Genomic DNA, 22,506 nt, shown 5'->3' with positions numbered 1-22,506 from the left:
GAAAGGGAAAACGACGCTTTTCCCTTTCCGTGGAGCGAAAAGTCCCGGATTGGACTTTTTGCGACTCTATCAAGGTTCAAGACTTACTCTGCATCACCCTGCGTACCCTGCGGTAAACCAGTTTTATATTTTATCTTTTCGCCAAGTCGGAGATTCCCCGTGTCTCCGTGTCCCGTCGTTCTTCCATATAAATGCGTCCCTGCCACTTGCCTTCTTCCAACATGTGCTCCCGTATGGTCTCGATGACCTTTGCCCGATCCGGCCACCGGGGGGCGATGAGAAGGTCGCCCCTAGCGTCAGCCGCGAGCCGATGGATGACAGTAAAGGGGGGCAGCCTTTCAAGGAACCCGGCCGCGAGGCCCGGATAGGAATCCATGGTGAGGGGAACAATTTCCCCTGCTTTAAACAGCTCCTCCATCCTGGTTCCCCGGATCACCTGAAGGTGGTGGATCTTAACCCCCTCAACCCTCTGCCTGGCCAGGTAGGAAGCTGTGCTCATCATCTCCTCCGGTCCCTCTCCGGGAAGGCCCAGTATCACGTGGGCAAGCACCGGGATTCCTCTATCTGAGGCAAGTGTGCGGGCTTTGGAAAAGCTCTCTACGTTGTGACCCCGTCCGATGCGGTCCAAAGTAGAGTCATTGGCTGACTGGAGGCCCAGTTCCAGCCAAACCAGTTTGCGGTAATGCCAGGGCCTCAGGACATCCAGCATCTCGCCGTCCACGCAGTCCGGCCTTGTGCCGATGAAAAGGCCCTCCACGCCAGGCTGGTCGCAGATGTTGTCCACCAGTTCACGGAACCGGGCAGTCGTCGTGTAAGTCCCTGTCCCAGCCTGCAGGTAAGCAATGAACGGTGCATCCCCTTTTCCCTCCCTGGCCTGGCGAATTTGCTCCACCGGGTCCGCATCTACACGCACATGGCCCGGAACAAAGCTTTCCATGTTGCAGAAGACGCAACCGTCCACACCCAGAGTCCCATCCCGGTTGGGACACCCGAAACCAGGGTCGAGAGACACCTTCCTCAATGTCCGGCCAAACACCTCTTTGAGGTAGGAAGCGAAGGAACGGTAAAGAAAGGGACGTTGACTCTTTTTTTCAGTTCTGTTAGTCATTTACGTTCTTCTTAGCTCGAACTTTATATGCTGAATATATTTCATAATCGAATGTTGAAAGGAGTTCACCATGGATGTCAAGGAACTTGAGAGCAAAACGGTCGCCGAACTTAAGGAAATGGCCAAAGTGCTGGGTGTTCCCGGTATTTCCGCCATGAAGAAGGCCGACCTTGTTGCCGCCATCGCTGGAGCATCGGATGCGCCCGCGCCGGCACCCGAGCCCGAGCCTGTCGTTGAAGCAGCCCCGGAGCCCGCACCCGAGCCCGAGCCCGAACCTGTCGTTGAAGCAGCCCCGGAGCCCACACCCGCACCTGAGCCCGAGCCTGTCGTTGAAGCAGCCCCGGAGCCCGCACCCGAGCCCGAGCCTGTCGTTGAAGCAGCTCCTGAGCCCGAGCCGAAAAAGGCTGCTCCTGCTTCCGAACCTGAGCCCAAGGTCAAGGAGATCGTACTGACCAAAACCCAGACCAGGCTCAGGGCGAAACATGATCTCCCGGCCCTGAAGCTGGAGAAGAGGGCCCTGCATTCCCAGATCCAGTCCGCTATTGCCGCTAAGGACTCCGCCAAGATGAAGGAACTGAGAGGTAGGAAAAAAGAGCTCAGACGCTTACTCAATCGCGTCTGAGTTAATTTCAAATGTCAGATCTCAAAAAAAAGGCCTCCCCATGGGCGGCCTTTTTTTTGTATCGGCGTAAAGGGTTATTTCTACCAGAGTGTAATCCTCAGTTTTACCCGGTGGTACCTGAAAGTCCTCAGGTTCCCTGCTTCTCCTCACCTCGATCCTCACTAACGGCATGATCTAACCTCAAAAACTGGAGATTACTTCCTGATACTTACTCTCGCAATGTCAAAGGTTTTTACGCACTTCGCACTGTTTCTTCCCCGACACTCCGGCACCCCGATACGCCAATACGTTTCGAAGGAACATATGCTCTTTCTCCGTTTCCTTCTCTGCGTCCCTTTGCCTGTCCCGAGCATGTCGAGGGGCGACCTCTGCGTTAAAAACATCGGTTTATAGGAAACGGGATCGCTTCACATGGTTGACTGTTCGCGATGACCCGCCTACGCTCTCAGCTACGACATGGCAGGCAAGGCTGGATTCCGGATTGAGAATTCAGGATTCGGAATCCGGAATCCCCCTTCACTTCATGAACGTCGCCTCGATCGTACGGTCGCCAAGACTGATCTCCAGAGGGGATACCAGGTTAAACTCCGGGGGAAGGATCAGATGTCCGGAGTAGATGTTCCCCCGGAGGTTGGTGACACACAGAAGGGGCCGCCATCGGTGCTCGTTCTGCTGCATCATGAGCATGGTGCAAAGCTCCTGCGGCTCCTTGGTATTAACATCCATCTGGAGTACGGCGTTATCGATCCCGTTTTCCTGTCGAATCCGGGCTTCGAGCTGCTCGTCGTACTGCACTACCGCAGAGACGATGCAGGCGTTCTTGTCTCGGGCGCTGATCCAGTAAGAGCTGCGGGCCTCTACCTCTCCGGCCGGCCAAACAGCTGAGAAGGCGAGAATGAGGGTGACAATAAGGAGCCATGGTAGCGATGAAACAGAAAATCTCTTCACTCAAACAGGATAACGCAAACCGGCCGACCATACAAGGAAGGCCGACCGGTTTGCGTTATCAATTGAGGATTACGAATTGAGCATTGAGGATTTAATGCTGGAATAAAAGATGCGCCTGGAACGGCTGATCAGGCCGTGTTTAATGACTATTAGCTCACGGTTCACCGTTTATTGCTGTTCAATACTGAATCCGGAATGCTCAATCCTCGATTATATTATTTTGTTAAGCGGATACTCAATGATCCCTTCGGCGCCCTCTTCCAGTAACCGCGGCAGCAACTTGCGCACCGTCTCCTCGGAAACCACCGATTCCACTGAATACCAGTCGCTCTGGTAAAGTCCGGCCACAGTGGGGGCGTTCAGGCTCGGCAGAAGAGCAACGATCTTTTCCAGCTGCTCCCGGTGCACGTTCAGCTTGATGCCCACCATCCCGATAGCCTTTTCCGCTCCCTTGAGGAGCATGGCGATGGTGTCGATCTTCTTCCGCTTAACCGGGTCTTGGTAAGACTTCTTGTTGGCGATGAGATAGGGCCTGGACTGCATCATCTCGTGGATGATCTTCAGGCCATGGGCTTTGATGGTGCTTCCCGTTTCGGTCACCTCCACGGCGGCATCAGCGATCCCCTCTACTACCTTCGCTTCCGTGGTGCCCCAGGAGTAATCCACCTTGACTTCGATATTGCGTTCAGCGAAATATCTTTTGGTAAAGTCCACAAGCTCCGTTGACAGCTTCTTGCCGGCCAGGTCTTCGATCTTCTCGTAGGGGCTGTTCCTGGGAACTATGACGACCCAGCGGGCCGGACGACTGCTGACCTTGGAGTAGGCCAACTCCTCTATCCAGGCCACATCGGAATCGTTTTCCAATATCCAGTCCCGGCCTGTGATGCCAACGTCCAGGATCCCCTCCTCCACAAACCTGGACATCTCCTGAGCTCGAACGAGGGAACATGTCAGCTCGTCGTCATCCACCGAGGGGAAGTAGTTCCTCGACCCACGGGTGATGCGCCAACCCGCCTTGCGGAAAAGGTCAATGGTGGCCTCTTCCAGGCTCCCCTTGGGAATACCCAGCTTGAGTATCCCGTTGCCGTTGCCGTTTTCCGGCACTTCTTTCTCTTTATCGGTCAAAATGTGTTCCTCACTTTCACTTATTGGTAATTGGTAGTCTACAATCCGTGATCAGGTGACTGACATAAAGATGCGAAACCTATCAATAAACGGTGCTGATGTCCACCGGACATTGACTGCGGATCGTAGTCTACTGGCTACTGACTCCTGAGTACCAGGTACTGGAATTTAAACATTAAACCTCACGTGAAAGATCTCTCCATCCTTGACGATGTAGTCTTTCCCCTCGATCCTCAGCTTGCCTGTCTCTTTGGCCTGGTTCAGGCCTCCGTGGGCAATGCACTCCTCCCCGGAGATAACTTCAGCCCGGATGAAGCCGCGTTCCAGATCGGTATGGATCTTTCCTGCCGCCTTGGCCGCGGGCGTCCCCTCGGGAATGGCCCAGGCATGGACCTCCTTTTCGCCTACTGTAAAAAAAGTGACGATGCGCAGCTGGGTGAAAAGAGCTTCCATGAACCGTTTTCCGGCAGGCACCTGGATGCCGAGATCCGCCAGGAAGAGCCCCCTTTCATCTTCGGGTATCTCCAGGGTCTCAAATTCGGCCAGGACCGGGATCCCCACATAGGACATTCCCTCACGCTGACAGCGTTCCGTCAGGTCCGGGTACACGTGATCTTCCACACCCTCCGCTCCCAGACTGGCAACCACCATAAGCGGCACGAGGGTTAAAAAATTATAACCCGAGAGGGCCTTCAGCTCTTCATTGTCGAGCCCCAGTCCCCTGATGGGGAGTCCGTCCTCCAGGCTGTCCTTCAGCCTGGTCAGCAGCTTCGCTTCCCTGGATGACAGCTTACCTTCCTTGCCGAGACGCTCAAGGCGGTTCTCAATGGGCATAAGGTCGGCTATGGCAAACTCCTGGAGGAGCGACTCAAGCTCCTCTGTAAGTTCTTCAGTCTGACGGCACCCTTGCGACATGGGAGCGTCAAAGCCGCGCAGAACCAGAACCAGTGCGTCCAGACCGCCTGAACGTGCCAGGGTCTCCTTCCGCAGGCCCCCACCCTCCTGGGGCCGCAGGTCTCCGAGTTCCACTATCTCCACCTGTAGAGGGGTGATTTTTTTGGGTTTAAAGAGATCCACCAGCCGATCCAGCCTTGGATCGTCAACTGCAATGGAGCGGATCTCCGGGCCGCCGTGCTTGCCCGCCAGCTCCATATCTTCCGAGAGGAGGGCCATAAGGGTCGTCACACCAGACCCTGAATATCCTGCGAGACCGATTTTCATAATAGGTAGAATGTTGAATGTTAAATGTAGAACGTAGAATGGCCAATCAGAGATCAACTTGGGAAAAACGGTTTTTTTCTATGTTATACATTCTTCTTTCTACATTCCTCTCCTTTCCTGTACCTTGCTTTTATTTATTGCCGCAATGTTTATAATCAACGGATCACGAATCACGGATTGTTACCACCTTTACTTCACCTCCACAACCCCGGAGGACACCCCGGAGGAGAGCCGTGAAACCTTTTATTCCCGCATACATGGAAATGGATCCAGATGAACTGCAGGCCAGGGTCGAGCAGTTGGAAAAACTGGCCTCGCCCTGCACCCTTTGTCCCCGGGAGTGCGGTCCTGCCAGGAAGGAAGGGGAAAAGGGATATTGCCGGACCGGTTACCTCCCTGTGGTGAGTTCCATTCAGCCTCACTACGGTGAAGAAAAGCCCCTGTCCGGGACAGGTGGTTCCGGGACCATTTTTCTGACCAACTGCAACCTCGGTTGTACCTTTTGCCAGAACTACGACATCAGCCACCTTGGCAGGGGCCAGATAATCCCGGTCCCGGAGCTGGCCTCCGCCATGATTACCCTGCAGCGGTCGGGCTGCCATAACATCAACTTCGTGACACCGAGCCACCAGATCCACGCTATAGTCAAGGCTGTATCCCTGGCGGTCCGGGAGGGGTTGCGGCTGCCCCTTGTCTACAACACCGGCGGCTACGATTCCATCGGGACCCTCAGACTCCTGGAGGGCATCTTTGACATCTATATGCCGGATCTCAAGTTTACTGACTCGTCCATAGCGGCAACCCTTGCCGATGCTGACGACTACCCGGAAGTCATCGGTAAAGCTGTCGGTGAGATGTACCGACAGGTAGGAGACCTGCTCACAGATGAAAAAGGCATCGCACACCGCGGCCTCCTGGTCCGACATCTGGTCCTTCCCGGGGATCTGGCCGGTTCCCAGGAGGCCTTCCGCTTCCTTGCAGAAGAGATCTCCACTAACACCTATCTGAACGTGATGGCCCAATACCGACCTTGTCACGAGGCTGTCGGACAGCCTGTCATCGGGGATCCTCTCCAGCAATCCGATTATCTGAACGCATTGGAACTGGCGCGAAAATGGGGACTGAGGCGGTTGGATTGATTCTATGTACAAAGGGTTTCAATCCAACCGATGGTGTCCGGGATCCAGGTCCTGGTCGCAGTCGTCTATAGATTTTACCAGATCTCAGGACCAGGACAGGTTCCAGATTCCAGGTTCTAGAAATACCTCAAATAACCAAAATCAATCACAAATCACAAATCGCGTCCTTTTTCCCAGACACTGGAAGCCAGACATCAGACACCGCCTTTTCAAGCTCCTGGATATCAGAAACTCTGTCATTAAATGCACAGCTGATTTGTGCTTCAATTCACTTAAGGGGGCTTATTTGATGACGCTTAACGGCGTTTGATATTTTTCTTGACATAAAGGAAACATCGTTTTACTATTCATAACAACAAAGGCAGGGTCGCTTCCAGGCATACACTTTTAACCATTAAAAATCAGGCACTTAGGTAAGCATGGCGCAGTTTTGAGGAGGCTTTTTTTCTTATAAACACTGTTCTAAATTCTGAAATGTCTCCGGGATCTAGCTGAACGAAACCGGATTAAAGCGAAAGACACAATCCCTTGTGAAAGGAGGTGGGAGCCGACCACCAACGTCCACATCGACGCCAGTCGTCGGTGGCGGACTATCTGTCTTCACAGGCTGAAAGGTCAGCAGAATTGACCCTTCGGACATCGTGATGGGATGAACCCTGGAGGGGAAAGGATCCCTCCCACAGAACTTTGGAGGAATCAATGGAACAAAATCTTGGTAACAGATGGCGATTCGTCGGGGCAGCGCTCGTTATGCAGCTGTGCCTCGGCGTGCTTTATTCCTGGTCCGTGTTCAGGGGTCCCCTTGAAGTGCTGCACGGCTGGGATAAAGCCCAGAGCATCGCGCCCTACAGGTACTCGGTGGCGTTTTTCGCATTGGCCATGATCGTAGCCGGTTTCTGGCAGGACAAGAAAGGTCCGAGACTCGTCGGTAGCGTTGGCGGTATCCTCCTCGGCACCGGCTGTGTTCTGGCTTCCTTTATAGGGAATACCCCCGGCGGCATGATCTTCGCCTACGGTATTCTTGGCGGTCTCGGCGTGGGCTTCGCTTACGTTACGCCCATCGCAACCTGCGTGAAGTGGTTCCCGGACAAACGTGGAATGATCGTTGGCCTCGCGGTTATGGGCTTCGGCGCCGGATCCATGATCTTCGCGCCTCTCATTGAGAAACTCATTGGCACCGATCCAGCGGTGTATGCTACAACGATCCCGAGAACCTTTATTATCATGGCGGTCACCTTCTACATCTGTGTTATCGGTGCCGCTCAGGTCTATCGGGTCCCCCCCGCAGGTTACACGCCTCCCGGATGGTCGCCGCCCGCAGCAGCCGGCGCCCCCACCAAGGAGGACTATGCTCCTGGTGATATGTTGAAAACCTGGCAGTTCTACTGCCTGTGGATCATGTACTTCCTGGGAACGGCTGTGGGAATTACCGCCATCGGGCAGGCCAAGCCGATCATCGTGGAGCTCTCCAAGGGCGCTGCAGTGATGTCAGGTGGGGCCGCCCTCGGCATCATGTCCCTGTTTAACGGTCTCGGACGCCTGGCCTGGGGTACCACCTCAGACAAGATCGGCCGGAACATGACCACCGCCACCATGTACGCTACCTATGTCGTCGCCTGCCTGTTCCTCCTGAGGAACGCCCAGAGCTTCTGGCAGGTTCTTATCGGCCTGTGTGTCGTCGGGTTCTCCTACGGCGGCTACCTGGCCCTGATGCCCTCCTTCACCGCTGACTATTTCGGTGCAAAGAACATTGGAGCCAACTACGGCATCATGTTCACCGCCTGGGGTGTCTGCGGATTCATAGTTCCTGGCTACTTCGCCGGGATCATGAAGACGGCAAAAGAGGTTGGCGACCTTGCCGGTGGTTACAACAAAGTCTACTTCACACTGGCCATGATGTCGATCATTGGCGCGGTTCTTGCCTTGATAGTCAAGAGGCCAATGCAGGACGTGGACGGGTAAGCAACAAGCAGTACACGTAACAGAAATACAACAAAAAAAAGGGCGGTTCCGGAAGGAACCGCCCTTTTTCCATTCCATTTCCTCTTATCTCTTACCTGCCTGCGGCAGCCCTCTTGGCGGCTTTGAGCGGGTTGACTTTCGCTTTGCCCACAACCGGTGTTTCTTTCTCCACGTGAGTCGCGTAGTTACAGATACCCAGGTTCCACTTGGCCGAAGGGTTGGCGCTCGTCACGCAGTAATAATCCTCGTCCACTTCCTTGATGTGACCACAACCTTCACAGGCCTGAACAACAGGCTCACAGTGGCCGCCGTTATAGTTGCAGCCCTGTTTGGTCATGAACACACAATCGATTTCCTCCTTCAAAACTGTACAGATCATCTTTACATCCTCCCTGAATCATTAATCAACATGATGGTGTTAAACACCTTTGCGCAAAACTCGCGATTTATATATGCTTTAGAAAAATATTGCAAGTGTGAATTTTTAATGGGTGTATGGGTAAGTGAGTGAATGGGTGAAATCCCTTACGACGATTTGGGTCTTTCACCCTGACACCGACACTTTGCTACTCCGATAATAATATGAAAAAGCTACTCATTCACATATGTTGCGCCCCCGATGCCACGATCGGCATAGAACGCCTCTCTCAGGATTGGCAAGCAGAAGGGCTTTTTTCCAACTCCAACATCCACCCGGGGGAGGAGTACGAAAAAAGGCTATTTGCCATGAATACCCTGGCAGGTGCAACGGGGTTCACCTTTACTGCGGGCGTTTACGAACCTGAAGTATGGTTCGAAAGCGTCAAAGGCCTGGAAGAGGAGCCAGAGAAAGGCCTACGCTGCGAGGTCTGTATCAGGGAACGATTGAGGACCACTGCCCGGCTGGCCAGTGACAAGGGTTTCGACGCTTTCGCTGCCGTTTTGACGGTCAGTCCCCACAAGAACGCCGCCATGATAAACCGGCTGGGAGCTGAAGCCGGTGAGGAGTTCGGTGTCAAGTACCTCGCCACCGACCTGAAAAAGCAGGATGGATTTAAACGAAGCGTTGAAATGACGAAGGAGTACGGTATCTACCGGCAGGATTACTGCGGATGTGAATACAGTAAAAAGCAGAATGCAGGACGCCCCTCGACAGAGCTCGGGACAGGCAGAACGCAGAACGCAGAAGAAAAGATTTGACCCTCAATTCACCCTGCGTAAAACTCGTATAATTCCTCATCTTCAGCAACTTCCAAAGCCTGTCCCGAGCCTGTCGAGGGATCCAAGGTCCAAAGGGGAAACCCGATCCAACCTGAAGCAATCCGGATTCAGTCTTTTCATTCTCAATCCTCAATTCGCAATAGCCTTATCCACAGTATTTCCACATCTGTGGATAAGTGTGATAATTGCTTAACACTTGGCACTTACGGTTTTGTAACACTTTGTTTTATAAGTCAAAATATTTTCAGCTTTATGGCAGGAATTTTGCCGCAAGGGAAAATTGAAGTTTAGAACAGGAAAAAATATAAAAGGCAGGCTCTATTCTGTGTTACGAGTTCTGGATCAAACGACTCATCGCATTAACTATCTTTTTCGCCTGTGTCTGTACCGTCCAGGACACTTTCCACCTGAACCCTCCTGATCTGCCTTTCGTCGGAACCCAACACAGTAAACTTGAGGCTTTCCATGTAGACGGTTTCCCCTGGTGAGGGCACCCTTCCTGTCACCTCCATGATCAGACCGCCTACTGTCTTGGAGGGGGTCTCTCCGCTCCATTCTGGAAAAACCCTCATGAGATCCTCAACGGGCGTCCGGCCCGACACCTCGAGAGCACCGGAGGCCAGCGTCTTCACCATGACCACCTCGCGGTCGAATTCATCCTGTATTTCACCCACAAGCTCCTCCAGAACGTCCTCCAGGGTGATAATTCCTTCCGTTCCTCCGAACTCGTCCACAACTACCGCCATGTGAATGCTTCTTTTCTGAAACTCCTTTATGATCCTTCCCAGCTGAGCGCTTTCGGGAATGAAGTAAGGGGGCTGCAGATGCTGCTCCAGGAGATAATTGTCCCAGGAGGAAATCGGCTCTATGAGAAGATCCTTTACATGGAAGACACCCACCATTTCGTCCAGGTTTTCTCTGTAAACGGGCAACCGACTGTGTCCACTTTTATTGGCGATCTCAAGAACCGTATTAACATCATCGGAAAGCTCAAGTCCGATGATCTGGGTTCTTGGCACCATGGCATCCTTGACGGTCTTCCCGTGGAACCTGATGACCCTGTCGATGAGGTGGGCCGGGTACTTGTCAATGCCCCCCTCCTTGGCGCTCATGGAAACGAGAAGCTGGATCTCGTCAGCCTGCACGGTGGCAAAACCCTTGTCCGGGTCGCCCCCGGTCATCCGGATAAGACCGTGGGCCAACCCGTTTAAGATCCACGTCACCGGCCAGGCAAGGTAATGAAAAAGGACCAGAGAATATCCGGTCAATAGAACATACCTCTCCGCATACCTTCTGGCCATCACCTTGGGGGTGATCTCCCCGAAGACAAGGATCACCAAGGTCGTGACTCCTACCGCTAAAGCAAGTGCACTGCTCTTGAAAATTTTGGAAGCGATGTCGGTGGCTAAGGCGGAAGCTCCGATATTGACAAGGTTGTTTCCAATGAGGATGGAGGTAAGCAGACCGCTGGGGTTGTCCACCCAGATGCTCAAGGGGTCCCGCACCTTGTTCCTGGCCAGCAGAAGCGCCTGGTATTTGGCTCTGGACAGACTGACGAAAGCTGTCTCGGAGCCGGAAAAAAAGGCCGAGAAAAAAAGACAGCAAATAATGGTTACCCACTCCCAGGTGGGGACAGTTGCCATGACTGATCAGAAACCCTCTGACAATTCCTCTGACTCCACGTAGGAAACGTACGGCTCCTGGCGGATTTTCTGTGCCTGGCAATACCTGTGAACCCGGTCCACAACCTCGCCGGGATCATCGGTCATGGAGAACAGCTCCAACTCTTCCTCCTCCAGGTAGCCGCCTGCCACCATCTTGTCCTGCAGCCAGTTGTACAGATCCCCCCAGTAGGACTGATCAAAGAGAATGATGGGGAATTTCTGCATTTTACCGGTCTGCTTAAGGGTCAGGGACTCAAAAAGCTCATCCATAGTCCCGAACCCCCCCGGCAGGACGACAAGGGCCCTGGCGTATTTGACGAACATGACCTTCCTTATGAAAAAGTAGTGGAAGGTGAGCTCTACGTTGGCATATTTATTGGGCGACTGCTCATGGGGAAGGGTGATATTCAGACCCACTGAAGTTCCCCCCCCCTCGAAGGCCCCCCGGTTGGCCGCCTCCATGACCCCGGGACCTCCACCCGTGATCACTCCATAACCTTCTTCGGCAAAACGCCTGCCTATACTTCGGGCAGCCTTGTACACCTCATCCTCAGGGCCGCAGCGGGCAGACCCGAAAATACTCACAGATTCCGGGATCTTGGACATGACCTCCATACCGGTGACCATCTCGGCCATCATACGGAACACGCGCCTGTTGTCCGCTTGGCCCCTGTGGAGCTTCTGGAGGACAGGATGGATCTCCTTGGAAATAACCTCTTCTAATAGAGCCTTGATGATACGGCTGGTCTCATTGTCGCCCAATTGAACTCCTTTCGTGACGAAAAGGTACCTGCCCACCGGCAGGTCATCTAGGTTTATCAGATACTGCCCAGGACATCAACGTGACATTCCTTTCTAATAAACTGTCGCGCTCACTTTTTCCTTTCCACTTTCCTTTTTCTACTTCGTCTTTTTGAGGGCACTCCATTCACATTACTAAAATCAGGGTTAACTTTTATTTTACTGAATATTATGATAAATTTGCACGCTTTGCTGGGACACGTATTCTTCAAAGCCTTAGGGTGGGAGGGGAGAAGGCGGACCCGAACAGGAGGTATCACCTTGACACAGGCTCAACCCAAACCCACTAAAGAAAACATTTTCGAACTCAAATGGCTCGCCTGGGAGATTACCGGTAAGTGCAACCTCAACTGCATTCACTGCCGATCATCATCAGGTATGGGTTCGGATGAGGGCGATTTCACCCTTGATGAGGCAAAAAAATTCATCGATGACATCACCTCCTTCGCTCACCCGGTCGTTGTTCTCTCCGGCGGAGAACCGCTTCTTCGAAAAGATGTTTTCGACATCGCCGCCTACGGAACAAGCAAGGGCCTGCGCATGGCCATGGCCACTAACGGCTCCCTTGTCGATGATAGTATCTGTGAAAAGATAAAAGCATCGGGTATCCGCATTGTTTCTCTGAGCCTGGACGGCTCCACTGCCGGGATTCACGACGATTTCCGCAAGCAGCCAGGCGCCTTCGAAGACACACTGAGGGCCTCCGGGCTTTTCAAAAAACACGGCATCGAGTTCCTTATCAACTCCTCCTTTACCAAACGCAACCAGGATGACATCCCCAACGTCTACAAGCAGGCCAAGAAGATGGGAGCTACTGCCTGGTACATGTTCATGATCGTTCCCATGGGGCGTGGCGAGGATCTCACGGCGGAGCTGATCTCCAAGGAAGATTACGACGGGATCCTGAAGTGGCATTTCGAGATGGAGCTCGAAGAAAAGGACATGCTGGTCAGACCCACCTGTGCACCCCACTACTATCGCATCGTCCAGCAGGAAGCAAAAGCCAAGGGTCTTGATTTCACACGTAGAAACATCAAGTTCGGTACCGGGGGAGGAAAAGGCTGTATTGCCGCGCAATCCATCGCATTTGTCGGCAGCCGGGGCGAGGTCCAGCCTTGCAGCTATTTTCCCCAGTCCGCAGGCAACGTAAAGCAGCAGCACTTCAAAGAGATATGGGACAGCAGCGAGCTTTTTAAGGACATGAGAAGCTTCAAGGACTACAAGGGCCGCTGCGGTTCCTGTGAATATATTGGTGTTTGCGGGGGATGCCGGGCAAGAGCTCTTGCAATTTCCGATGATTACATGGAAGAGGAACCCTTCTGCGACCACGTCCCTGTAAAGGTTCTCCGCGACTTGAAAAAAGAGGAGCAAACAAATGAATAGCACCTACATTGACGCCTGCTTCAAACGCCCAACGAACCATACACCCATCTGGATCATGCGCCAGGCCGGAAGATATATGCCCCAGTACCAGGAGGTTCGCGGCCAGGTCGATTTTCTCACCCTGTGCAAAACCCCTGATCTGGCAACCAAAGTAACTCTCCTGCCCATTGATCTTCTCAACGTGGACGCCGCCATTCTCTTCTCTGACATCCTCATTCCCCTGGAGCCCATGGGGATCTCGGTGGCTTTCGAGGACAAAGTCGGTCCAATCCTTTCACCGGTTCGGGATGAGGCGACGATCAAAGCTCTTCGCACCATCGAATCAGAAGAGGATGTGGGGTTCGTCATGGATGCCATCCGCATGATCAAAAAGGAACTGGATGGCCGTGTCCCCCTCATTGGCTTCTCCGGATCACCCTTTACACTGGCGACCTACGCTGTGGAGGGAGGAACCACAAAGAGCTTCCACAACATCAAAGGCCTCATCTACTCCCGGCCGGAACTGGCCGACTACCTGATGGATCTTCTCGCCGATGTCGTTATCAACTACCTAAACGCACAAGTGGACGCCGGCGCCCAGGCGATTCAGATCTTCGACACCTGGGGCGGTATCCTGGCGGATCCCGAGTATGTGCGGTTCTCACTAAAACCGGTTCAGAAGGTCATCGCAAACCTGAAGCGGCACGACACCCCTGTTATTTATTACCTTAACAACGGTTCATACCTCGCCCATCACATGGACAGTATTGACGCAGATGTTATCGGCATCGACTGGAGACAGGACATCGGCGAAGCACGCAGGACCTTTGGAAGAAAGAAGGCGGTTCAGGGCAACCTTGACCCCACGGTCCTGTTCGCCTCACCGGAAGAGGTCCGGATAAGAGCGCACCGGATCATGGATGAGGTCGGTCCCGAACCGGGCCACATCTTCAATCTGGGACACGGCATCCTCCCCCAGACGCCGATGGACAACGCCATCGCCCTTGTCCAGGCCGTCCACGAATACCGGCGGTAGTCGATGGGTTCACAAAAAGTCCATCGAGATGGATTGAAGAAACCTTTTGAGAGGTTATCATAAGCGATGACGCAAGGCGGGCGCCAGACTGCCGTTCTTCTCCTCAATATGGGCGGACCTGACTCCCTGGAGGCGGTTCGGCCGTTTCTGCGCAACCTGTTCCTCGATCCTGCCATTTTAGGCCTTCCTGCGGCTCTCAGACGGCCCCTGGCTGCCTTTCTTTCGGTACGCCGGACTCGCAAAGTCCGTCCGCGTTATGAACTTATCGGCGGAAAAAGCCCTATCGGACCGATCACGCAGGGTCAGGCCACCGCTGTTGAGGAACTTCTTGGCCCTGGTTTCGGTCCGGTGCTGCCTGCCTTCAGCTACTGGCATCCATTTATCGCCGATGCTGTCGATGCGGCATCACGCTCGGGGGCAGACAGCCTGATCGCTCTTTCCCTTTATCCCCAGTACTGCTCGGCAACGACCGGATCATGCCTGAGAGATGTTTCCATGAACCTGCCAGGCACCCCTTTTGAAGATTCGATTCTGATAATTGATTCCTGGGCCAGCCACCCTCCCTATCTTGATGCTCTTGCAGATACAGTGGAGGAAGCCTTGGCACGGATTCCCGTAAACCTTCGCGATGATGCCGTTATCCTTTTCTCCGCCCATGGTGTACCTGAATCCCTCATAGAAGGCGGGGATCCTTATCTTGATCAGACGATCACAACTGTTGACGGGGTAATGGAGAGGTTGGGAGGACGTGAACATCAAGTCGCATTTCAAAGCCGCCTGGGTCCTGTAAAATGGCTCCAGCCGGCACTAAAGGACAAACTGAAAGAGCTCTCAACCAGGGGGGCACCTCCTCTGGTTGTCGTGCCTGTGTCTTTCGTATCAGACCACATCGAAACGCTATACGAACTGGATATCCAGCACAGGGAGATCGCCATGGAACTGGGGTTCACCATCTATGAAAGGTCACCGGCGCTGAATACACGGCCGGATTTTATTGCCTCACTCGCGGACCTGGTGCGGTCGTCCGCACCTGCAAGAGGGGGAGAGGGGGAGAGGGGGAGCATGGGGGAATAATCCCAGGACCTCTGAAGTACCTTCGTTCTTTCAATCCCTGCTCTTATCTTTTTTTCTCCCACGTTCCACTGCTCCCATGCACCCATGCTGATTCTCCAGTATTTTCAGGCATCTTGACAGCCTTTGTTCTTTAGCCTAATATTTAGGTTACCTAATTATTAGACTATGAAAATACTGGAGGATCAAGCATGTCCACACCCATCCACACCATTGCCCAGCTCTACCCAAGGCTTATGAGGGCCATGGGGCACCTGCGGGGAGCTGTGGACGAAACCATGGATCTTACCTACAACCAGTACAAAACCCTTCTCTCCCTTTCCGATATGGGGCCTTGCACTCTGAACGCACTGAGCCGGGAGCTTGAGGTTGCTACCAGCTCCGCCAGCCAGATGACGGATCGTCTCGTGGCCATGGGACTTGTGGAAAGGTCCACTGCCGACGGGGACCGTCGCAGTATCGTCCTGACGGCTTCGGAGCAGGGAGAATTGCTGCTGGAAAAAGTAAAGGAAGGGATACTCCAGAGATACCAGAAGCTTTTCCACCATTTGGGGCCGGGGGAACAGGCCAACCTGGCCGGGGCTATTCACACACTCGTCCGTATTCTGGAAAAGGCGATACACGGGGAAGAGAGGGAAATGTGAGCACATCTTCGGATACCAGAAAGATCATTGTCATCGGCGGCGGGATCTCGGGGCTTGCAGCTGCCCATTTTGTGGAGAAGATCGCCCGTAACCAGGGGCGCTCCGTTCAGGTGGACCTGTTTGAAGGGGAAAGCAGGCCTGGCGGGAAGTTCGATGCACGCCTTGAAGGCGGCTATACCGTTGAGGCAGGTCCCAACGGTTTCCTCGACAGCAAGCCCTGGACCCTGGACCTGGTCAAAGACCTGGGCATGGAGAAGGAACTTCTTCCCAGTGATCAATCTTCTGCGAGAAGGTTCATCTATTCCAGAGGGCGGCTTCATGAGCTCAAAGCTTCCCCGTTAAGCTTTTTCCTGGGGGGGCCTCTTTCCATTCTCGGGCGGTTGCGCATAATGGCTGAACCTCTGGCTTCCACCACTCCAAGGGGCAAGGACACATCCCTGGCCGAATTCGCCCAGCGTCGCCTGGGCAAGGAAGCACTTCAGCGGCTGCTCGACCCGATGGTCTCGGGGATCTTTGCCGGAGATCCTTCCAGGATGAGCCTCAGAGCCGCCTTTCCCCGCATCGCTCAGCTTGAGGAAGAGTACGGGGGACTTACCAGGGCCATGCTCAGCATCGCAGCTCAAAGAAAAAGGGCTAAAAAAAGAGGGGAGGAGGGGGGGATATCCTCAGGCCCTTCCGGCCCTGGAGGGGTGCTCACAAGCTTTAAAAATGGTGTTTCCCAGCTTACTGATCGTCTCGCATCTGGCCTGGGAGAACACATTCATACCGGCGCTAAAGTCAACCAACTGAGTGTCGTCAACGGGGGGCTTTTAGTTCGCACAGATGGCGGAGAGTTTAAAGCCAACAGCGTCATCGTTGCCACACCTGCTGACAGCGCTGCCGGCATCCTGCGGGATGCGGCGCCACAAAGCAGCGCGATCCTTTCCCAGATCCCCTATTCCCCCATGGCTATCGTTGGGGTCGGATATAAACTGAGTGAACTCCGCAGCCCTCCTGTGGGTTTTGGATACCTGATCCCGAAAGTTGAAAACAGGAAGATTCTCGGCGCCCTGTGGACCTCCAGTATCTTTCCCGGACACAGGTCCCCGAAGGGCAGCTTTCTCATCCGGGTCATGGTAGGAGGTGCCAGAGACCACGAAACACCCTTCCTCCCCGACGAAGAGCTGTTAACTACAGTTAAGGCGGAGCTGGCAGCCACGATGGGACTGACAGCTGAACCTTCTTTTTCAACCATAATCCGCTGGAAAGAAGCCATCCCCCTCTACACTGTCGGACACCTTGACCGGCTTGCAGAGGCCGAAGCCAACCTGCCGCCTGGTGTTGTGCTGGCAGGCAACGCCTATCGGGGGGTGGGAATAAACGACTGTGTCAGGGAAGCGGAGGTGGCCGCTGAGAAAGTGCTTGCGGCACTTTCTCAGTCATGACACGGGGACGGGGAGAAGGGGAGACACGTTTATTAAGACCATTTGACACGGAGACTCCGGGACACGAAGACACGGGGAAAGACCTTTGTTCTCCGCGTCATCGCGTCTCAGCGTCAAAACTGCAGGACAACATCAGGAGTCCTGCAGGATGGTGTCTTGCACAAACTGTTTGATCCTTTCCTTCGTTTCCCTGTCTATTATGATAAATTTCAGGCCGTGGATGTAGCTGCCCTTTACACCCTGCACGTAGATGATCCCTGCGCCCAGTGTCAAAACACCCGGCTGGCGAGGTAATTTAAAGGTCAGTTTCAAGATGTCATCGGTAGCAAGCTGGCGGTCCAGGACAAGACTTGCTCCCCCTTCCCCTACCTCTTGCAACTCTCCGGTTACATGTTCTGACCCCGTTGTTCCCTCTGCCAAAACGTTGCATGGAGCGCGTTTGTATGCTCTTGGATGAGCCTCGATAAGAGCCTGTACCCGCTGAAAAAGCAGTCTGGGATTAACCGGTTTGAGGAGAAAATCATTGCAGCCGCTGCTGACCCAGTTAGCCACATCGCCAACATCCTCTGAGGCAGCCAGAACGATCACAGGGATATCCTTCAAGGGGGGAGTCGATCTCAGTTCCGCTATCATGGTTCCCTCGACATGACCCCGAGTCCCCACCTCCACGAGGAGAAGATCAACGTCGCCGTCACCCAGAATGTCAATGGCGTCCGAGGAAGATCCTGTCTCCAGGACCTTGTACCCATATCTGGTCAGTAATTTGAGCAGATGCTCACGGACCTGCTCTGATTTGTCGACCACAAGGACTGTTTTTGGTTCATTCATGGGGCTGCTCACCTTTCACCAATGATAAGCCTTTTTGTATTACTTCCTCATCTTTGAGAACGGTTCCTAGGGGGCCGGCAGGGGGCAAAACTGTTCCGGTCCCTCGCGAAACGGCGGAAGCCGCAACCATAGGCTCCAATGCCATTCGGCTGCCAGGAATGGGGGGGTCAGGCCCTGCCGTCTCACCAATTACACAAGAGGTGAAGCGGCAGGGTCTGACCCCAAAACATATAGTGCAAAGTGGTCCTGTAAGCCGAGTTCTGTCTTCAACAGGTCAGAGGCTTGCCCTGAGCCTGTCGATGGGTGACCATTCATCTGGGACCGCCGTTGCCGACGGCCTCTAGCGGCCTACCCGGGAGCTTTGAACGGGCCGCCCTCTTACGCTCCCCTATTTGGCCTTGCACCGGATGGGGTTTACCTAGCTGCCGGTGTCACCACCGGCACTGGTGAGCTCTTACCTCACCCTTTCACCCTTACCGCGTCGAAGTCACGCCAGCGGCGTGACGAAGACGGGCGGTCTGCTCTCTGTGGCACTTTCCCTGGGGTCGCCCCCGGTCGGCGTTACCGACCATCCTGCCCTTCGGTGCTCGGACTTTCCTCTCACCCCGCCAGTGGCGGGGCAAGCGGTCACCCGGACCACTTTGCAGGAATATACTAACTCAATATGCGGAAATGGCAAAGGGGGGGGGTAAAACAGACACGGAGTGGGAGCGTGGGAGAACAGTCCTATGTCCAAAGTCTAATGTCCAGTGGTGTTATTACGAGACCCGGGGACGCGGAAGGAAGAGCGGTACCTAAGTGTCTAGGTGTCCAGGTAAAATCTGAAATCTGGAACATGATCATGGTGACCTGGGCACTATGTTTACTTAGACACCTCTACACCTCCATACTTAGATACTGCTCTTTGCGGAATCCAGCATATTAATCGCAGCTTTGGCCATGGCACTATCGGGAAATTCCAGGAGTGTTCTTTCATAAAACGCTCTTGCCTTATCTCCCTCTCCAAGCTGGCCATAGCAATACGCCATGTTCAAAAGGGCCATCTCCTGGTAGCTGATCCTGCTGGAAGACATAAGAGTGACATATCGCCAGTCATCGACCCACCTGTTGTGACTGAAAAAATCGTAACTCTGCTGAAACCTGTCCAGAGCCGGAGCGAACTCTTCTTTCCTGAAATGAGCCATTCCTTTTCTGTGGTGCTGGGCAAGGGTTTTTCTCAGCAGCACCGATGCTGATATATAGGCCAACGATCCCATGATCGCCGGGTTTTGGGTGCCTGAGAATGAGGCCAGGACAATGAAAATCACCAGAATGAGCAGCTGAGGTATTAAGGACAGCCAGGCGGTCTGTTTGACTATGGGCTGTTTTGAAGCCATATCAGGTGTCCACCTCCAGCGGGGAAGAAAATGGTTCTGAGTTCTGAGTTTTGAGTTCTGAAAAATAGTATCCGCTTATGCGCTGCCTTGAATTTAAGGGCGGTCAGAGTACGTCAGATGCAAGGCCAGAGTCCCGAGGAATACCGGAGTCCCGCCAGCGGCGGGGTGAGGATTCCCGAGAAGGGAGTATGAAGTAGATAGTGTGCTATTGACAGCCGCCCAACCCTATAGCTGGACTTTTCCTTTGGCGTCGATCGCCAGATTAGCCATCCGATCCGCTTCTTTATTTTGCTCCCTCGGCACATGCGTAAAGGTCACCTTCTCAAACGAGGAAATCTCCTTGATCGCTGAAAAATAAAGGTCCTGCAAGTGGGGGCTCTTGACCCTGTACTGTCCATTAAGCTGCTTCACAATAAGTTCGCTGTCAGATCGAACTTTCAGCTTGCTGACACCCAATTCAGCCGCTTTTTGCATTCCGATAATCAAGGCCCTGTACTCGGCCACGTTGTTGGTGGCCTCTCCCAGATACTCTCCGATCCTGAGGACAGAACCATCAGCTGCTTCCAGAACAATACCGGCACCAGCTTTTCCAGGGTTTCCCCTGGCCGCACCGTCCACCGACAGAACCGCAGTGGACCAGGTGCTTTGATCTGTGCCTGTCACTCCACGGATAATGCCTGCCAGAACCTTTCTGGTCATTCCGGGGAAGGCTTCCAGAGTCTGCTCGATGTCCATGGTGTCAGCAAGGTGCCGAAGCACCCGCATCGGATCATTCCTGGTCGACATAAATGATGCGACCGCAGTTGGGGCAATGGTGGATACCCCCTTGAGCCAGCACCTGGTTGTAAAGCTGCGGCGGGATCGTCATGAAACAACCGTTGCACACCCCTCCGCCGACTCTGACAACACCTTTACCCCTGTAGCGTTCAAAGACCTTCTGGTATTTACCCAGAAGCACCGGATCGATGAGGTCCGCTTCCACCGCCCGTGTTTTTTCAAGGCCCTCTCGCTCGCTCTGGAGCTTTTTCAACCGGCTATCGGCCTCGTTACGCTCCTTTTTGAGGACCTTTGCCCCATCCCCCATCTGGGATTCTACTTCCAGGCTGCTTTCCTGGATCACCCCTTTTTCCTCTATAAACTCCTTGATCTGGGCTTCCAATTCCCCTCGGCGCTTTTTGGCGACATCTGACTCCCTTTGAACGGCCTGATACTCCCTCTGAGTCTTGACCGCTAAAGCTCGAGCCTGGGATCGTCGCTGGTGCTCTTTGACCTCACTGAGCTCGAGGTTAAGCTCCGAGATCTGCCTCTCGAGTTCATCCAGAGCGGCTCGGATCTGATTGTATTCCTCCTCGAGAATACCAACGGTTTTTTCCTTCTCCTGAATCTCCCGCGGGATCTGCTCCTCCTCTTTTTGAAAAGCTACGATCTTTTCATCCGTTTCCTGCAAAGTTACCAGTCTGTCTAGCATGCTCTTCACCTTCTTCCTCCTTGAATTATACTCTCTAGCCCTTTCGTCCAATGATCATGATACCGACACGAAGGGATCTCTCTCCTTGGCATATGAAACCTGTATTATTAACCCCTGTTCGACAAGCTTCTTTTCAAGAAGCTTCCCGAAGCGATTCAGCCCGTACCTCTCAGGGGGAAAGTGCCCAACATCCAGTACATTGATACCCATTTCCTCAGCCTTTCGGGCGTCATGGTACTTCACGTCCCCCGTAATATACAGCTGGGCTCGGGCTGCGACAGCGGCGTCGAGAAGGGAAGCACCGCTCCCGGCACACACAGCAACACGTTTTACTTTTTTGCTCTTCTTCCCCACAAGTCTCATAGAGCCTGCATTCAGCGCAGAACCGACCCTGGCTGCGACCTGCCCCACTATTGCGGACTGTGGGAGCACCCCGGAAATGCCGAAACCGGTGCCCTGGGTGCTGGATATTGCAGGATACACATCAATAGCAGGCTCCTCGTAAGGGTGAGCCGCCCGCACATCGGAAAGAACCGCCCCCAGGACCGCAGATTGCACGGAGATTTCAAGCCTTGCTTCCTGAACCTTTTCATCGCGCCCTGGCAGCCCTATCGTGGGAGAGGTGCCTTCTCCAGGGTGAAAGGTACCCACACCTTCGATTGCGAAAGAGCAGCCGCTGTAATCTCCCACTTGGCCGCCTCCCGCTTTAAAGGCAGCTGACCTCACCCGCTCCAGCTGCTTCCCGGGAACATAAACAACCACTTTGAAATGCTCAGGGGTGCTTGACTGCAGAATTTTCCGATCGCGCAGATCGAGAAGGCTGGCAAAGGAATCGTTGATCCCGTCAGCGGAGGCGTCAAGATTGGTGTGGGCGCTATAAACAGCAAGATCCTCGCGGATCGCCCTGACAAGGGCCTTGGCCGCAGGTCCGAGAATGTTTTCCTGGGTCAGTGGTTCAAACAGTAGAGGATGGTGTGTGACAAGCAGGTCGACTTTAGATCCTGCTGCCTGGGTTACCGTTTCCAGGGTGGCATCCAGGGATACCATCAGATGGCTCACAAGCCTTTCCGGTTCGCCGCATTGCAGACCCACGGGGTCTCCGGGCAATGCGAGATCCCTTGGGGCGATCTCTTCTATGGTTTTAATGATCTGTTTAACGGTCGGAACTTTTTTCAATTCTTTACACCAATGGATAGGGAATAAAAAAGGTGCACTCCTTTTGGAGTGCACCTGGTTCTCTGGCGTCAGGGCTGGTAGGGTGCTGCCAGGCCTTTTTCTGGGACCCTCATGGTCGGGCACCTTTTTCCGTGAGGCTTTCCCTCACTCCTGCATCATTCCTTATTCTGAAAAAAATCGTCAAATCCGAAACCTCTTATTTGGTGGGCCCACTCCGACTCGAACGGAGGACCTACCGGTTATGAGCCGGTGGCTCTAACCAACTGAGCTATGGGCCCGAACATCTCTATGTATCTTGATTCGTGTCATTTGTCAACCTTATATGCATCCC

General features: G+C 53.8%; 21 protein-coding genes, 1 tRNA gene and 1 other RNA gene. 9 read left to right on the top strand and 14 right to left on the bottom strand.

Features of this window, described 5'->3' with window-relative positions:
• Positions 1–130: 130 nt before the first annotated feature.
• A complete protein-coding gene (locus P1S59_12165) occupies positions 131–1,108 on the bottom strand; it encodes a TIGR01212 family radical SAM protein (GenBank protein MDF1527005.1) in 978 nt (325 codons plus the stop codon).
• 70 nt (positions 1,109–1,178) lie between these two features.
• On the opposite strand from P1S59_12165, the gene P1S59_12160 reads away from it, so the two are divergent.
• Positions 1,179–1,730, top strand: coding sequence for a Rho termination factor N-terminal domain-containing protein (locus P1S59_12160; GenBank protein MDF1527004.1), 552 nt, complete (start codon positions 1,179–1,181; stop codon positions 1,728–1,730).
• Between the two features lie 516 nt (positions 1,731–2,246).
• Here P1S59_12160 and P1S59_12155 read toward each other — a convergent pair.
• The 3 genes from P1S59_12155 to P1S59_12145 all read right to left on the bottom strand — a co-directional run bounded on the left by P1S59_12155 (position 2,247) and on the right by P1S59_12145 (position 5,024).
• On the bottom strand, positions 2,247–2,678 hold the full coding sequence (locus P1S59_12155; GenBank protein ID MDF1527003.1) for a hypothetical protein: 432 nt from the start codon (positions 2,676–2,678) through the stop codon (positions 2,247–2,249).
• A gap of 210 nt (positions 2,679–2,888) precedes the next feature.
• Positions 2,889–3,782, bottom strand: coding sequence for an ATP phosphoribosyltransferase (hisG, locus tag P1S59_12150; GenBank protein MDF1527002.1), 894 nt, complete (start codon positions 3,780–3,782; stop codon positions 2,889–2,891).
• Positions 3,783–3,971: 189 nt separating this feature from the next.
• Positions 3,972–5,024, bottom strand: a complete 1,053-nt coding sequence (locus P1S59_12145; GenBank protein MDF1527001.1) for a DUF933 domain-containing protein — start codon at positions 5,022–5,024, stop codon at positions 3,972–3,974.
• A 233-nt stretch (positions 5,025–5,257) separates the two neighbouring features.
• On the opposite strand from P1S59_12145, the gene P1S59_12140 reads away from it, so the two are divergent.
• Together P1S59_12140 and P1S59_12135 are read left to right on the top strand one after the other, a co-directional pair.
• Positions 5,258–6,163, top strand: coding sequence for a radical SAM protein (locus P1S59_12140; GenBank protein MDF1527000.1), 906 nt, complete (start codon positions 5,258–5,260; stop codon positions 6,161–6,163).
• A 699-nt stretch (positions 6,164–6,862) separates the two neighbouring features.
• The gene (locus P1S59_12135) at positions 6,863–8,125 is read left to right on the top strand and encodes an OFA family MFS transporter (GenBank protein ID MDF1526999.1); all 1,263 of its coding nucleotides are present in this window, start codon (positions 6,863–6,865) and stop codon (positions 8,123–8,125) included.
• A 91-nt stretch (positions 8,126–8,216) separates the two neighbouring features.
• Here P1S59_12135 and P1S59_12130 read toward each other — a convergent pair whose 3' ends face one another.
• Positions 8,217–8,504, bottom strand: a complete 288-nt coding sequence (locus P1S59_12130; GenBank protein ID MDF1526998.1) for a PxxKW family cysteine-rich protein — start codon at positions 8,502–8,504, stop codon at positions 8,217–8,219.
• Between the two features lie 203 nt (positions 8,505–8,707).
• Here P1S59_12130 and P1S59_12125 point away from each other — a divergent pair, with 203 nt between their 5' ends.
• Positions 8,708–9,304 carry an epoxyqueuosine reductase QueH gene (locus tag P1S59_12125; protein MDF1526997.1) on the top strand — a complete coding sequence of 199 codons (597 nt, stop codon included), beginning with the start codon at positions 8,708–8,710 and terminating at the stop codon, positions 9,302–9,304.
• A 380-nt stretch (positions 9,305–9,684) separates the two neighbouring features.
• Here the strand turns inward: P1S59_12125 and P1S59_12120 are convergent, their stop codons facing one another.
• A complete protein-coding gene (locus tag P1S59_12120) occupies positions 9,685–10,968 on the bottom strand; it encodes a hemolysin family protein (GenBank protein ID MDF1526996.1) in 1,284 nt (427 codons plus the stop codon).
• A 6-nt stretch (positions 10,969–10,974) separates the two neighbouring features.
• A complete protein-coding gene (locus tag P1S59_12115; GenBank protein MDF1526995.1) occupies positions 10,975–11,751 on the bottom strand; it encodes a TIGR00730 family Rossman fold protein in 777 nt (258 codons plus the stop codon).
• Positions 11,752–12,051: 300 nt separating this feature from the next.
• Between P1S59_12115 and P1S59_12110 the strand changes: the two genes are divergently transcribed.
• The 5 genes from P1S59_12110 to hemG all read left to right on the top strand — a co-directional run bounded on the left by P1S59_12110 (position 12,052) and on the right by hemG (position 17,327).
• On the top strand, positions 12,052–13,173 hold the full coding sequence (locus tag P1S59_12110) for a radical SAM protein (GenBank protein MDF1526994.1): 1,122 nt from the start codon (positions 12,052–12,054) through the stop codon (positions 13,171–13,173).
• Positions 13,166–14,188, top strand: a complete 1,023-nt coding sequence (gene hemE / locus P1S59_12105) for a uroporphyrinogen decarboxylase (GenBank protein ID MDF1526993.1) — start codon at positions 13,166–13,168, stop codon at positions 14,186–14,188. The genes P1S59_12110 and hemE overlap by 8 nt, the downstream gene beginning before the upstream one ends.
• A gap of 66 nt (positions 14,189–14,254) precedes the next feature.
• Positions 14,255–15,262: a ferrochelatase gene (gene hemH, locus P1S59_12100; GenBank protein MDF1526992.1), complete on the top strand. Its 1,008-nt coding sequence runs from the start codon at positions 14,255–14,257 to the stop codon at positions 15,260–15,262.
• A 188-nt stretch (positions 15,263–15,450) separates the two neighbouring features.
• On the top strand, positions 15,451–15,903 hold the full coding sequence (locus P1S59_12095; protein MDF1526991.1) for a MarR family transcriptional regulator: 453 nt from the start codon (positions 15,451–15,453) through the stop codon (positions 15,901–15,903).
• The gene (gene hemG / locus P1S59_12090; GenBank protein ID MDF1526990.1) at positions 15,900–17,327 is read left to right on the top strand and encodes a protoporphyrinogen oxidase; all 1,428 of its coding nucleotides are present in this window, start codon (positions 15,900–15,902) and stop codon (positions 17,325–17,327) included. Before P1S59_12095 ends, hemG begins: the two co-directional genes overlap by 4 nt.
• A gap of 132 nt (positions 17,328–17,459) precedes the next feature.
• On the opposite strand, the gene P1S59_12085 is transcribed toward hemG, so the two are convergent.
• The 7 genes from P1S59_12085 to P1S59_12055 form a co-directional block, all read right to left on the bottom strand.
• Positions 17,460–18,155, bottom strand: coding sequence for a response regulator (locus P1S59_12085; protein MDF1526989.1), 696 nt, complete (start codon positions 18,153–18,155; stop codon positions 17,460–17,462).
• Positions 18,156–18,388: 233 nt separating this feature from the next.
• Positions 18,389–18,798: RNase P RNA component class A (gene rnpB / locus P1S59_12080), an RNA gene on the bottom strand.
• Between the two features lie 247 nt (positions 18,799–19,045).
• Positions 19,046–19,531, bottom strand: coding sequence for a tetratricopeptide repeat protein (locus P1S59_12075; GenBank protein MDF1526988.1), 486 nt, complete (start codon positions 19,529–19,531; stop codon positions 19,046–19,048).
• Between the two features lie 225 nt (positions 19,532–19,756).
• A complete protein-coding gene (locus tag P1S59_12070) occupies positions 19,757–20,296 on the bottom strand; it encodes a ribonuclease HI family protein (GenBank protein ID MDF1526987.1) in 540 nt (179 codons plus the stop codon).
• 4 nt (positions 20,297–20,300) lie between these two features.
• Positions 20,301–20,999: a C4-type zinc ribbon domain-containing protein gene (locus tag P1S59_12065; GenBank protein MDF1526986.1), complete on the bottom strand. Its 699-nt coding sequence runs from the start codon at positions 20,997–20,999 to the stop codon at positions 20,301–20,303.
• 54 nt (positions 21,000–21,053) lie between these two features.
• A complete protein-coding gene (locus P1S59_12060) occupies positions 21,054–22,175 on the bottom strand; it encodes a Nif3-like dinuclear metal center hexameric protein (GenBank protein ID MDF1526985.1) in 1,122 nt (373 codons plus the stop codon).
• Between the two features lie 201 nt (positions 22,176–22,376).
• Positions 22,377–22,453: transfer RNA gene (locus P1S59_12055), tRNA-Ile, on the bottom strand.
• Between the last annotated feature and the right edge of the window lie 53 nt (positions 22,454–22,506).

The sequence above is a fragment of the bacterium genome (genome assembly GCA_029210965.1).
Taxonomy (GTDB): domain Bacteria; phylum BMS3Abin14; class BMS3Abin14; order BMS3Abin14; family BMS3Abin14; genus JALHUC01.
This window is presented reverse-complemented; position numbering and strand designations above follow the sequence as displayed.